The following is a 12,059-nucleotide window of genomic DNA, read 5'->3' on the forward strand; positions in this document are numbered from 1 at the left end:
TCATGCAGGACCATAGCACCGACCCGGTCTGGAAACAGGCCATTGCCGGCTCACAGATGCTGCTGGTGGCTTTTGGCGCACTGGTACTGATGCCTCTGATTACCGGCCTCGACCCCAACGTTGCGTTGTTCACTGCCGGTATTGGCACGCTGATTTTCCACATCGTCACCGGCGGCCAGATTCCCATTTTCCTGGCTTCATCCTTCGCCTTTATCGCCCCGATCATTGCCGCCAAGGGGCGCTTCGGCCTTGAGGAGACACTCGGTGGCCTGATGGCTGCGGGCATCCTCTATATCATTTTGAGTGGCGCGGTACGTCTGCGCGGTACCGGTTTCATCACCCGCCTGCTGCCCCCGGTGGTCATCGGTCCGGTGATCATGGTCATCGGCCTTGGCCTGGCGCCGGTGGCTGTCCACATGGCTTCTGGCCGCACCGGTGATGGCGCGCAACAACTGGTGCCCTACGACACCGCTATCTGGATTGCGATGATCTCCCTGGCCGTGACCGTGATTATGGCTGTCTGGTCCAGCGGCATCTTCCGCCTGATCCCGATCATGTTCGGCATTATTGTCGGGTACATTCTGTCGGCCTTTGCCGGCATCGTGGACCTGTCACCCATCACCAACGCGCCCTGGTTCGCCATCCCCAACTTTGTGGCGCCGGAGTTCAGCTGGGCAGCCATCCTGTTCATGATTCCCGTGGCCATCGCACCGGCCATTGAACACATTGGCGACATCCTCGCCATCGGTACCGTTACCCGCAAAAACTATCTGGAGAAGCCCGGCCTGCACCGCACCCTGCTGGGCGATGGCCTTGCCACCAGTGCTGCCTCAGCCCTTGGTGGCCCACCCAACACCACCTATTCAGAGGTTACGGGCGCGGTGGTGCTGACCAAGAACTTTAATCCCAAAGTCATGATCTGGGCGGCGTGCATTGCCATCGTGCTGGCGTTCATCGGCAAGTTCGGCGCAGCACTGCAAACCATCCCGGCGCCGGTGATGGGCGGCATCCTGTGCCTGCTGTTCGGCTCTATTGCCGTTGTCGGTCTGAATACCCTGATTCGTCACCAGGTCGACCTGTCGCAGGCACGCAACCTGGTCATCGTTGCCGTCACTCTGGTCTTCGGGATTGGTGGCATGGCGATTGGTAACCTGGAGGGCATCGCCCTTTGCGCGGTGGTTGCCATAGCCCTCAACCTGATCCTGCCAGGCAAAGGCGAAGCATGGGGCGCAAGGATTCATGAGAAAGACACCCACTGACGGCCGACCCATGAAAATGGCTGACAGCTCCGGCATCAGCTTTACCGCCCTCTATACCGGTGCCGTATGGCACCGGTACGGCCTTTCCGACGACGTGCTTGCGACGGATCAGGGGCGCTGGCTGTATCACCTGATGACGCCCTTCGAGGTCGGCAGCAAAACACTCATCGGCGGCAACATCCGCACCTTCCTGCTGCAGCGCCACATGATCATCGATCACCTGATAGAACAGGCCCTCGAACGTGGCGTCACCCAGGTTCTGGAAATTGCCTGCGGAATGTCTCCAAGGGGCATCCGCTTGCGGGAAAAGCACCCACACCTCCATATGGTGGAAGCCGACCTCCCTGACATGGCCACCAAAAAAGCCGCACGACTCCTGGTATCCGGCCGCCTGGGCGATCACCATCAGGTAATGCCCATCGATATCCTGGCGGAATCCGGTGAACAGACACTGGAGGCGGTTTTCGCGAGAGCGTTCGACAGCAAAGAACCGGTGGTTGTCGTCACCGAAGGACTGACCAGTTATTTTTCCTTGCCGGTTATTTCCGAATTCTGGAAACGCCTGGCGGCACTGCTGCAACAGCGCCCGGGTTCGGTCTATCTGTCCGATAGCTACCTGATGCCTAACCAGCCGCTGTTACGCGGTGCCCTGAAATCCCTCGGCGGACTACTAAGCACCGTTACCCGCAGTGATGTCAGCTTCCATTTCCTGGACGACCAACAAGCGGCTGAGCACTTCGGTGCTTGCGGCTTTCCCTCCGTTACCGTCCACAACCCTGCTGACCTCTACGGCCAACTCCCAATTCCGGAGAGCCGCCGTGATCCTATGGTTCGGGTTATTGAGGCCTCGGTGTAACCTGCTTTCAGCCTTCCGGTTTGGCGTTAGCGGGTGTGCGAAAGGGACTCCCAAAAAACGCCCGTGAATACGTCCCTGTAGGGCTCGGTCGCGCCATCCATGGCGCTCCACGTTTTTGGGAGTCCCTTCCCCACACCCTCTCGGGCAACATCGATATCGCAAGCAAAGTAAGTAATCAGATTGGTCCTATTGCGATATCTGTGATGACAGAAGTGGCTCTGCGGGTGGGCTGCCCAGAACTGTACGGAGCCATGGATGGCGGAGTCCAAGCGTCACATGGATGTGCCGAAGGAGCGTGTTTTGGGCAGCCCACCCGCAGAGCCACCTCCCCCAAACCATCAGGCTAGGCAGCAGGCAAAGGACAGCAGGCCAGCACTAAGCTAAACATCGCGCCGCAAATCCGAAGGAATCGGAAACTTCGGCATCTGGGGCTTCTCGCCCCGTCCCTTACGGAATTGACGAAGCTGGAACACATAGGCAAGCACCTGGGCGATCGCCATGTACAGACCATCCGGGATTTCACCCCCGATGTCAGTGTTGTGGTAAACCGCCCGCGCCAAAGGCGGCGTGCGGAGAATCTCCACCTTGTTCTCGCGGGCAATCTCCATGATCTTGAAAGCCGTTTCGTCCGACCCTTTCGCCACCACAATCGGCGCCGCCATCTTCTTTTGATCGTACTTCAACGCCACCGCATAATGCGTCGGGTTAGTGATCACCACATCCGCGCCCGGGACATCCTGCATCATCCGACGCTGAGCCATCTCACGCTGCAACTGACGGATCTTGCCCTTCACTTCCGGCTTGCCTTCCGTATCCTTGTATTCGTCTTTCACCTCCTGCTTGGTCATGCGCAGCTTTTTCTGGTGATCAAAGATCTGGAACGGCACGTCGATCGCGGCAATGACGATGGTGGCACAGGCAAGGATGAAAAAACTCCAGGCCATGGTCCACACAACATGCTCCATGGCCGATCTCGCAGGCTCTTCAGCGATGCTAAGCAGGTCATCCGTACGCAGGTTCAATATCAGGATCGCTACCGCCATCACCAGGCCGACTTTCAAGATGGCTTTGACCAGTTCAATCAGCGAACGCATGGAGAACATGCGCTTGAGACCTTTGAGAGGGTCCATTCTATTGAGCTTGGGGGCGATGGCTTTTCCGCTGACCAGCAGACCACCAATACCAATCGAGCCCGCGACTGCAGCGACGAGCAAGAGGATCAGCAAGGGCGCCAGGGACAGGGCGGCCTCCTTGGTGGAGGCAATCAGCTGGACGCTCATATGCCGGGTGTCGAAGATGGCGGAGCGCTCCAACACGAAGCTGTCGCGCATGATACTTTCCAGGGAAGCGCCCATTGACGCGCCAAACATCAGCAGGCCGCCGGCACCAGCCAACAGAACAGCCATGGTCGCCAGTTCCTTGGAACGCGCAGTCTGGCCGTCCTCCCTGGCTTTCTCAAGCCTTCGGGGGGTGGCCTCTTCGGTTTTTTCCTGGCTGTTGTCGTTTTCTTCGGCCATGGTTTTCCGTCGCTACTAAGGCTGCCCTTGCAGGTTGCGCATGAACTCAAACGTCTCCCGGGTGTACTGCTCGAAATGTGGCAGAAAATTGGCGTGCAGCACCCATATGGCAAATAATCCAAAAATCAGGCCAATCGGAAAACCCAGGGCAAAAATGTTCATCTGGGGAGCAGCACGTGTCATAACCCCAAAGGAAATATTCACGATAAACACGGCAGTGACAGCAGGAAGGGCCAGCAATATAGCGGACACAAATATCCAGCTGATGCGATGGGCAAGCTGCCACACACCAGTCTGCCCCAAACCTTCCAGGCCAATGGGGATGGTACGGAAGCTCTCTATGAAAACTTCGAACGCCACCAGGTGCCCGTTCATCGCCAGATACAGCAAAGTAATGGTGATGGTGTAGATCTGCGCCAGCACCGGCACACTCACGCCGTTGGCCGGATCAACCATGGAGGCAAAACCAAGCCCCATTTGCATGGCGATCATCTGGCCGGCCACAACAAACAGCTGGAACAGGGCCGTCAGGGCAAACCCCATACCCACACCGATGAGGATCTGCTGCAAGGTGATCACAACCCCGTCAGCACTGAATGCATCCACCTGGGGCACGGGCGGGATCATGGGCACTACCAGGATAGTGATAATAAGAGCGAGCCCTAAACGAACCCGTGCCGGGACAAGCTGGGTGCCGATAAAGGGAATGACCATCATGAAGCTGGCCAGCCGGAACAGCGGCCACAGGTGTTGACCTACCCACTGGTTGATCAGGTCGGCTGATATCTCCGTGGGCATGCCGGGTCAGCCGATCAGGTAAGGAATGCTGGTGATCAGCCGGTTTGCATGATCAAGGAGCTGGGTCAGCATCCACGGACCAGCAACGATAATGGTGATCAGTGTCACCAGCAGCCGGGGCAGGAAGCTGAGGGTCTGTTCGTTGATCTGGGTGGCGGCCTGGAAGGTACTGACCACAAGACCAATCACCAGGCCTGGCCCAATAATCAGGCTTGCCAACAGCACGATCATCCACAGAGCTTCACGCAGAATGTCGATAACGGTTTCGGGTGTCATGGTCGGCTCTCCCCTATATCCCGTAACTGGCGGCCAGCGTGCCCATGATCAGGGCCCAGCCGTCCACCAGCACAAACAGCATGATTTTGAACGGTAGTGAAATGATGATCGGAGACAACATCATCATACCCATCGCCATCAGTACGCTGGCGACCACCATGTCGATAATCAGAAACGGAATAAACAGGATGAATCCGATCTGGAACGCGGTTTTCAGTTCGCTGGTCACGAAGGCCGGCAGCAGCACCCAAAAGGAAACGTCTTCAGCGGTGTCGTATTCTTCGTCGGCGATACGCATGAACAGGCCCAAGTCACTTTCCCGGGTTTGTGCCAGCATGAACTTCCGGAAGGGCTGACTGGCCTGCTCAACCGCCTCCAACGAGCTGAGTTCTTCCTGCATGTACGGCTGCAGAGCCACTTCGTTCACCTCTTCCAGGACCGGCTTCATGATGAAGATGGTCAGGAACAGTGTCAGGCCGAGAAGGATCTGGTTGGAAGGCGTGGACTGCAGCCCAAGAGCCTGACGCAGGATTGCGAACACCACGATGATGCGGGTGAACGACGTCATCATCATCAGCATGGCAGGCAGGAACGTCAGCGCCGTCATCAGCGCCAGGATTTGCAGGGATACGGAGTATTCCTGAACGCCCTCTTCCTCGCCCGGCGTTACCGTAAAGGCCGGAATACCGGGTATATCCGCCAGCGCAGTGGGCGCCCAGGCCGTAAGAATGAAAAGGGTCAGTAACGCCAGGATGCGCCCGGACACAGGTACCGCCATGTCAGGAACCTTCCTTCGATGAAGAACCGGAGCCCCAGGATTTCCCGATCATGCCTTGGAGTTTACGGGCGAAATCACTGGACACAGGATCACCGGCACTGACGACCGGTTCATCAAACACATGCAACGTGCGAATGGCTGAAGGCGTAACACCAATCAGAATCTGTTTGCCACCGACTTCGACCAGGGCAATCCGCTCACGCGTGCCCATGGGCATCACCGAGACCACCTTGATAGCCCGGGTGTTGCCGCCCGTCATCCCGCTCATGCGACGCACAATCCAGGCACAACCAAAGATAATGGCAATCACCGCCAGCAGGCCCACGCCCAGCGTCAGCATGGTGGCCACGGTATCCGGTGCGCTGGCAACTTCCCGGGCCGGCCCTTCCTGCTCCTGAGCGCGCGTCAAGGCAGGCATAAAGGCCGCCAGTAACATGCCGGGAACGCCATAACGGACAGCAAAACGATGCACCCGCACCATCCTATTTCTGCAACCGCTTAATGCGTTCGCCGGGGCTGATGACGTCCGTCAGGCGGATGCCGAACTTCTCGTTCACCATGACCACTTCGCCGTGGGCAATCAGGGTGCCATTGACCAGCACGTCCAGCGGCTCACCCGCCAGCCGGTCCAGTTCAATGACCGAGCCCTGATTCAACTGCAACAGGTTGCGAATCGGAATCTGGGTGTTACCCACTTCCATGGAAATGGTCACGGGAATATCGAGGATGACATCCAGGTCCGGTGCGGGACCAGTGCCCTGGCTGAAGTTCGATCCCTCCGGAAACTCTTCCATAGGTGCCGCACGGACATTATCTTTGGCGTCGTCGCTGCCGTCATCGTCGTCGGTTTCTCCAGCCTCTGCCATGGCCGCAGCCCATTCGTCCTCGCGGCCATCTTCGTCGGCATCCCCCGACTCTTCCATGGCGGATTCCCACTCGGCGGCAAGCTTCTCGTCTTCGCTGAGTTCCTGCTCGTCTTTCTTATCGTCGTCAGCCATTGCGTCCCACCTTCAGTTGTTTTTTCACTTTGGGCACCGTCGCCCGGTCATGAATCCTTAGCGCCAGCTTGCCATCACGGGTTCCCATCGTGGCTTTGTAGACCGGAATGCCATTGGCAGTCAGGGTCAGTAACTCGGGGATTTCCACGGGGATGATGTCACCTTCCTTCAGTTTGGCAATGTCGCGAAGAGAAATGCGTCGGCGGCAAACCGTGGTGTTAATGGGAACATTCACGTCCTTGATGTCTTCCTGAAGCGCACTGACCCAGCGTTCATCCACGTCGTCAATGTCGCTCTGGACGCCAGCGTCCAGCACATCCCTTATGGGTTCAATCATGGAGTACGGCAGCGCCATGTGCAGCTCGCCACCACCACCATCAAGCTCAATGTGGAAGGTGCTCACAACCACCACCTCACTGGGGCTGACGATGTTGGCCATGGCCGGGTTGACTTCGGAACTGAGGTACTCGAAATCCACCTTCAACACCGCATGCCAGGCTTCCCGCATGTCATGAAACACCTGGTCAAGCACCATCTGTACGATACGGGTTTCCGTCGGGGTAAATTCGCGGCCCTCGATTTTGGCGTGTCGGCCTTCCCCGCCGAAGAAGTTGTCCACCAGCTTGAAAACCAGCTTGGCATCCAGCACAAACAGCGAAGTCCCCCGAAGCGGGCGAACCTTGCAGAGGTTGAGGCTGGTGGGCACGTACAGGGTGTGGATGTACTCGCCGAACTTCATGATCTGAACACCACCGGTGGACACATCGGCGTTGCGGCGCAACAGATTGAACAGGCTGATCCGGGTATAGCGGGCGAAACGCTCGTTGATCATTTCCAGCGTAGGCATCCTGCCACGGACAATGCGGTCCTGGCTGGCAAGGTCGTAGGACTTGATACCGGCTTCGTCGGTTTCATCATAGGTATCAATGTCGCCGTCATCCACACCATGGAGGAGCGCGTCAATTTCGTCCTGTGACAGTAAGTCCTGCATACGTTTCTCTGCCTGTGATGTCCGCCCTACCGGGCGCTGTTGCATTCTTTAGCTTGCCCTAGATTGTCTCTAGTACATTGCTAATGCATTTCTAACGCATTCTCTACTGAACGACAAAGTTCCTGAACAGCACGGCCAGCAAGGGCGACTCCCCTTCCTGTTCTAGCGCGCTGTTAACGGTCGCCAGCATATCATCGGCCAGCGCCTTCCGGCCTTCCGGCGTCTGTAACTCATTAAAGTCCCTGCCACCGAGTACGCCGATCAGTTTGCTGCGAAGCAACGGCATATGCTGGTTGGCCGCAGCCAGTGCTGCCGGGTCCTGAGCCTCGAAAGCCAGATATACCTGGGCATAGCGTTGCCGCCCTTCGGCCTGCACTGTCGTGACCAGAGCCTTCTCCAGCACCGTGTAGGTGCTGGGCACAAACACTTCAACCTGCTCCGAGCTGTCTTCCTGTTCTGCATCAGCCATGCCCGGGATGCCACCGCCCAGAAACCACATGGTACCAACGACTGACAACCCGACCGCCAGAACAATCACCACGGTCAGCATCAGTATCAGTTTGAGCTTGCCTTTCTTTGCCGGCGCCTCAGGGGGCGCATTGTTTTCAGCCATAACGTAGGTCTGCCAGAAATCCGTCAACCGGAACGGTTATAAAGAGGTTTAAGCAAAGGACGGGCCAGATAACCCCATCCTCCCTATCAGAACAGCAGTTTAGCGTTGCTGGGGAGGATGGGCAAAGGGAGAGTGATGCAGAATCATCAGGTGAAGGGGTGCCGAGGTCAGGCGAAGATATCAACTTCGCCTTTCCAGGTCAGATCAAGGGATTCAGATGGTAGATCCTGTTCGTCCAGTCCGCCATCGGCAAGTACTGCCCTCTCATCCTTGCTGCCCTCCCCGGCATTGTCCTCGCCGGCTTGCTGCTGCGATGAATCACTGACGTCAAACTGGTCCAGTGACAGCCCCTGCTCACTCAGCATGTCCCTGAGACGGTGGCTGTGCAGTTCAAGCTGGTCCCGCACGGCCGGGTTGGCAGAATGAACGGTAATGTGTGCCTGCTCCTGCTGAACCTGAACCCTGACTTCCATGGGCCCCATATCAGGCGGTGTGAGATGTATTTCGGCGACAGACATATTTCGTGCTGTCAGCCAGGTCAGCTTTCCGACGAGCTTGTCCCCCCACTCCGCGTGACTGACCGGTACATCAATAGAGGTGGTATACCCTCGCAAGTTGGCAACCTCTGCAGGCAGCTTTGCCGTATTCGGATTGGCCAGCTGCTGGTTAGCCAATTCTGCAGCGGCCTGGAAGCGCACCGCGCCTTGCAGCGATGGGGTTTCCTGAGGACGCGATGCGTCTGCTGCTACACCCGACAACAAAGCGTCGGTCAATGCCAGGCCCGGCGCAGCGCCTGAGCCAGCTCCCTGCGCTGTCGACAGAGCCTGTTTGCCTGCGGTATTGCCAGGCAGGCCTGCAATCATTCCGGCAAATGCTTGCACACCCGGCAGTACGCCATTACCGGCACCCGGGTTGCCGCCTGACACTGCCGTGGTGTTCCCCCCCGCCGGCATCAGCAGAGCCTGAAGCTCAGCGAATGTCAGGGGAACAACCTCCTTCGGCGCTTCCTGATCCACTAACGATGGAGACTCAGCATCCCCAGCTGGAGCGGCCTCCTCTTTTTCTGCAGTCGGTTTTTCCGGAGCCCCTTCCTTGCCCTGAACCTCCGAGTTGTCAGCCTGGGCATTGGTTCGCGGCTCCTCAGGGTCATCGGCGGGTTTGCTTTCGCTTTTGTCCCGGCCGGCCTGGTCGGCACGGCCAGTATCCTCGGCCCGAGCCTGATCACGCTTTTCAGCCTGTTTTCGATCGATTCGTTGCTGCTCCTCACGAGACACGGAATCAAACGGACTATCGCCGTTTTTTTCCCGATTGCCTGAGACGCTTTTCGAACCGTTATCGGCCTGTGGACCCTGTGGGGAAGCCTGGGGAAGAACCATTTGGGACATGGCAACCTCTTGCCGCTTTTACTGGATGACGGTGGAATCTGAACGCTGCAGACGCCCTTTCAGCGCGCTAATCCTGCTTTTCAGCGCACCTGTAGGGTATCAAAGCAAAAGCGATGCCATTCGTTCACGTCACGCAATAAAACGCTTGAGTGTGCCCTCAACCTGTCGGAATTCATTCTCGATGTCGTCGAGCATTGCTCCGGCCTGTGACAATTGATTGTCGCGGCCCGCCTTCTCCGCCTCGAAACAAAGTTCGCCCAGTCGAGGGGCACCAATATTGATGCAACTGCCTTTGAAGCTGTGAGCGGATTTTGCGAACGCGTCAGCATCCGATTTTTCCAGTGCCGACCGCAGATGCGCAATACGGTCAGAGGAATCATGGAGGTAAGTATTGATCAGAATGTCGAACTCATTCTCCATGACTTCCTGCAACTCGGCCAACGCTTCTTCATCAAGGTGTGGTTTGTCCGTCATGACCAACCCCCTGGTTGTTGGGTGATACTGCCCTCACGGCCAGTAACCTCAGAAAAATACCAATCATATACAATTTCAGCCTTGGTGCCATGTTCCCGGTAATTCAGGGAACGCCCAATTTTTTGTAACAACAGCAAACCTCTGCCTGAATAGCGGCGCTCATCTTCGGCCTCCGGACGCACACTGCTGAAATCAAAGCCACTGCCACTGTCTTCGCAGACAATAACCAGCTGCCCGCCCCTGTCTGTCATGGTATGGGTCAACGTAAAGCGTATAAAGTGGCCCGCCACATCGGCCAGCCTCCGCTCACGTTCAGCGTAGTAGTGCCCGAATCCGTCGGGTGTCGCCTTCCAGTCCGAGCACAAGCCAAGCACACCGTGTTCCAGTGCGTTGCTGTACAGCTCAGACAACAGCGTATATATCTCGCCACTCTTCCGGCGCAGCCCCGGCACCTCCATGCAGATATGCAGCAGCAAAGGCAGGGGGCTGAACTGCCCCAGGGTTCGATCCTGAACCTCGTACACACAGCGCCACTCCGACGGCCCCTCCAGTGCGGACTGGGGCAGTCGATCGGAAATACCAACCAGTTCCGCGTCTTCCGCCATTCGCAGGCTGATCAACGTCAGGTCGTCCTGTTCAGGCTGATTTCCGGTAAAGGTACGAATGCCGGCCATAATGGTTTCAAACGGTGCCCCCTGTCGGCTCATTTCGTCGAGAGAGCGGGCAAGGCGCTGCTCTCCATACATCTCACCCTGATGGTTCTCAGCCTCCATCACACCGTCTGTCATCATCAGCAAGGTATCACCCGGCTCGGTATGGAACACATCCATACCCGCATCAAACCGTGCACTGCCGAGCACCCCCAAGGGCAGGTGCCGTGAAACAATGGTTTCACGCGCTCCATCCTTTCTCAGTAACACTCCGTCAGGGAGCCCTCCATTCCAGATCTGCAGCTGGTTCAGGTGAAAATCCGCCTGGATCATGGCTGCACAACAGAACATTCCGGTGGGCAGTATCCGGCCCAGTTTCTGGTTGATCTCCCGGAGTACATCGCTGCCACTGAATCCCTTGCTGGTCATGCCGTAGAAAATTTCCGCCACGGGCATGGCGCCGATGGCGGCCGGCAGGCCATGACCAGTGAAATCCCCAATCAGTATTTGCATGCCGCCAGCCGGGCGTGGACAGGCGAACAGCACGTCGCCATTGAAAATTGACATCGGCGACGCATGAAAGCGGATATTGGGCGCGTCCAGACAACCTGTATGGGCAACGTTGTCAAACACCCGCTTCGCAACCTTCTGCTCTTCCAATAGCGTGCTGTTGCGTTCGCGAATCAGATCCCGGTGATGGCTCAGGGTGCGGTGCATCAACCGCATGCGATTGAAGGCGTTAATCTTGGCTTCAATGATGATGCGATTGTAGGGTTTGGTCAGAAAATCGTCGCCGCCAGCCTCCAGGCAACGAGCCAGGGCGCCGGCGTCCGACAGTGATGTCAGGAAAATCAGGGGAACCAACTGCTCTCCCGCCAGCACCTTGATCTGGCGGGCGGCCTCCATTCCATCCATAACCGGCATCAATGCATCCAGCAGGACGATGTCTGGCGCGGACTTGCGGAAAATATTGACGGCTTCCAGTCCGTTTTCGGCGTCTTCAACCTCGTGACCAAGGCGGCGCAACAGGGTTTTGAGTATCAGACGATCACTGTGGCTGTCATCGGCAATGAGAATCCGGAGTGGCCGGTTTTCTGGGAGTGGATCATCCACATCGGGCCTCCGTGACGTCTTCCCCGGGTGATTCAGCGAATCGCGAACAATTGTTCAAAGTTGGAGATTGACAGAATACGACGCACATCGCTGTTGCAGTTTTCGATGCGAATCCGGGCACGGTCACCCCCCGCGTAATCACGCAGCAACAGCAACATGCCAAGGGCGGAACTGTCGAGGTAGGTGGTGTCCGAAAGATCGACGACAAAGCAGCTCACCTTTTCGTCGCCATGTTCGTACGCATCACGAAACGCCTGATGGGTGCTGAAATCGAAACGCCCTTCAATTTTTATGGTCAGGGTCTGGCCATCGTCACTGCGATGCGTATGAATCGGCATTCCGGAGCCTCCA

Annotated in this window: 14 protein-coding genes; 2 read left to right on the forward strand and 12 right to left on the reverse strand. The window is 57.3% G+C overall.

Going from position 1 to position 12,059, the window contains the following annotated elements; translation table 11 throughout:
* Positions 1-2: 2 nt before the first annotated feature.
* Both B2590_RS05180 and B2590_RS05185 read left to right on the forward strand, forming a co-directional pair.
* The gene (locus B2590_RS05180) at positions 3-1,259 is read left to right on the forward strand and encodes a uracil-xanthine permease family protein (RefSeq protein WP_007153962.1); all 1,257 of its coding nucleotides are present in this window, start codon (positions 3-5) and stop codon (positions 1,257-1,259) included.
* Complete coding sequence (locus B2590_RS05185; protein ID WP_278366990.1) at positions 1,240-2,115, forward strand: class I SAM-dependent methyltransferase; 876 nt, start codon at positions 1,240-1,242, stop codon at positions 2,113-2,115. The genes B2590_RS05180 and B2590_RS05185 overlap by 20 nt, the downstream gene beginning before the upstream one ends.
* Positions 2,116-2,495: 380 nt before the next feature.
* On the opposite strand, the gene flhB is transcribed toward B2590_RS05185, so the two are convergent.
* The 12 genes from flhB to B2590_RS05245 all read right to left on the reverse strand — a co-directional run bounded on the left by flhB (position 2,496) and on the right by B2590_RS05245 (position 12,046).
* Positions 2,496-3,632, reverse strand: coding sequence for a flagellar biosynthesis protein FlhB (flhB, locus tag B2590_RS05190; protein WP_036204851.1), 1,137 nt, complete (start codon positions 3,630-3,632; stop codon positions 2,496-2,498).
* A 15-nt stretch (positions 3,633-3,647) separates the two neighbouring features.
* Positions 3,648-4,430, reverse strand: coding sequence for a flagellar biosynthetic protein FliR (gene fliR / locus B2590_RS05195; protein WP_036204848.1), 783 nt, complete (start codon positions 4,428-4,430; stop codon positions 3,648-3,650).
* Positions 4,431-4,436: 6 nt separating this feature from the next.
* Positions 4,437-4,706, reverse strand: coding sequence for a flagellar biosynthesis protein FliQ (gene fliQ / locus B2590_RS05200; RefSeq protein ID WP_007155167.1), 270 nt, complete (start codon positions 4,704-4,706; stop codon positions 4,437-4,439).
* A 13-nt stretch (positions 4,707-4,719) separates the two neighbouring features.
* On the reverse strand, positions 4,720-5,484 hold the full coding sequence (fliP, locus tag B2590_RS05205; RefSeq protein ID WP_051946660.1) for a flagellar type III secretion system pore protein FliP: 765 nt from the start codon (positions 5,482-5,484) through the stop codon (positions 4,720-4,722).
* Between the two features lies 1 nt (position 5,485).
* Positions 5,486-5,902, reverse strand: a complete 417-nt coding sequence (gene fliO, locus B2590_RS05210; RefSeq protein WP_051946792.1) for a flagellar biosynthetic protein FliO — start codon at positions 5,900-5,902, stop codon at positions 5,486-5,488.
* 64 nt (positions 5,903-5,966) lie between these two features.
* Positions 5,967-6,482: a flagellar motor switch protein FliN gene (fliN, locus tag B2590_RS05215; protein WP_036204846.1), complete on the reverse strand. Its 516-nt coding sequence runs from the start codon at positions 6,480-6,482 to the stop codon at positions 5,967-5,969.
* Positions 6,475-7,473: a flagellar motor switch protein FliM gene (fliM, locus tag B2590_RS05220; protein ID WP_007155171.1), complete on the reverse strand. Its 999-nt coding sequence runs from the start codon at positions 7,471-7,473 to the stop codon at positions 6,475-6,477. Before fliM ends, fliN begins: the two co-directional genes overlap by 8 nt.
* 103 nt (positions 7,474-7,576) lie before the next feature.
* A complete protein-coding gene (locus B2590_RS05225; RefSeq protein ID WP_041333674.1) occupies positions 7,577-8,086 on the reverse strand; it encodes a flagellar basal body-associated FliL family protein in 510 nt (169 codons plus the stop codon).
* Positions 8,087-8,253: 167 nt separating this feature from the next.
* Positions 8,254-9,471 carry a flagellar hook-length control protein FliK gene (locus B2590_RS05230; protein WP_127401628.1) on the reverse strand — a complete coding sequence of 406 codons (1,218 nt, stop codon included), beginning with the start codon at positions 9,469-9,471 and terminating at the stop codon, positions 8,254-8,256.
* 129 nt (positions 9,472-9,600) lie between these two features.
* Complete coding sequence (locus B2590_RS05235) at positions 9,601-9,945, reverse strand: Hpt domain-containing protein (protein ID WP_036204841.1); 345 nt, start codon at positions 9,943-9,945, stop codon at positions 9,601-9,603.
* Positions 9,942-11,708, reverse strand: coding sequence for an ATP-binding SpoIIE family protein phosphatase (locus B2590_RS05240; protein WP_286811370.1), 1,767 nt, complete (start codon positions 11,706-11,708; stop codon positions 9,942-9,944). The genes B2590_RS05235 and B2590_RS05240 overlap by 4 nt, the downstream gene beginning before the upstream one ends.
* A gap of 32 nt (positions 11,709-11,740) precedes the next feature.
* Complete coding sequence (locus B2590_RS05245) at positions 11,741-12,046, reverse strand: STAS domain-containing protein (protein ID WP_036204837.1); 306 nt, start codon at positions 12,044-12,046, stop codon at positions 11,741-11,743.
* Positions 12,047-12,059: the final 13 nt, after the last annotated feature.

The organism is Marinobacter sp. UBA3604 (assembly GCF_002375325.1).
GTDB classification, from domain to species: Bacteria; Pseudomonadota; Gammaproteobacteria; order Pseudomonadales; family Oleiphilaceae; genus Marinobacter; species Marinobacter salarius.

What these genes read in the sequence shown, in the direction of transcription:
- B2590_RS05245 (WP_036204837.1), bottom strand. Translation starts at nt 12,046, where the DNA reads ATGCCGATTCATACGCATCGCAGTGACGATGGCCAGACCCTGACCATA.
- fliO (WP_051946792.1), bottom strand. Translation starts at nt 5,902, where the DNA reads ATGCCTGCCTTGACGCGCGCTCAGGAGCAGGAAGGGCCGGCCCGGGAA.
- fliP (WP_051946660.1), bottom strand. Translation starts at nt 5,484, where the DNA reads ATGGCGGTACCTGTGTCCGGGCGCATCCTGGCGTTACTGACCCTTTTC.
- fliN (WP_036204846.1), bottom strand. Translation starts at nt 6,482, where the DNA reads ATGGCTGACGACGATAAGAAAGACGAGCAGGAACTCAGCGAAGACGAG.
- fliQ (WP_007155167.1), bottom strand. Translation starts at nt 4,706, where the DNA reads ATGACACCCGAAACCGTTATCGACATTCTGCGTGAAGCTCTGTGGATG.
- B2590_RS05225 (WP_041333674.1), bottom strand. Translation starts at nt 8,086, where the DNA reads ATGGCTGAAAACAATGCGCCCCCTGAGGCGCCGGCAAAGAAAGGCAAG.
- B2590_RS05235 (WP_036204841.1), bottom strand. Translation starts at nt 9,945, where the DNA reads ATGACGGACAAACCACACCTTGATGAAGAAGCGTTGGCCGAGTTGCAG.
- B2590_RS05185 (WP_278366990.1), top strand. Translation starts at nt 1,240, where the DNA reads ATGAGAAAGACACCCACTGACGGCCGACCCATGAAAATGGCTGACAGC.
- fliR (WP_036204848.1), bottom strand. Translation starts at nt 4,430, where the DNA reads ATGCCCACGGAGATATCAGCCGACCTGATCAACCAGTGGGTAGGTCAA.
- flhB (WP_036204851.1), bottom strand. Translation starts at nt 3,632, where the DNA reads ATGGCCGAAGAAAACGACAACAGCCAGGAAAAAACCGAAGAGGCCACC.
- B2590_RS05230 (WP_127401628.1), bottom strand. Translation starts at nt 9,471, where the DNA reads ATGTCCCAAATGGTTCTTCCCCAGGCTTCCCCACAGGGTCCACAGGCC.
- fliM (WP_007155171.1), bottom strand. Translation starts at nt 7,473, where the DNA reads ATGCAGGACTTACTGTCACAGGACGAAATTGACGCGCTCCTCCATGGT.
- B2590_RS05180 (WP_007153962.1), top strand. Translation starts at nt 3, where the DNA reads ATGCAGGACCATAGCACCGACCCGGTCTGGAAACAGGCCATTGCCGGC.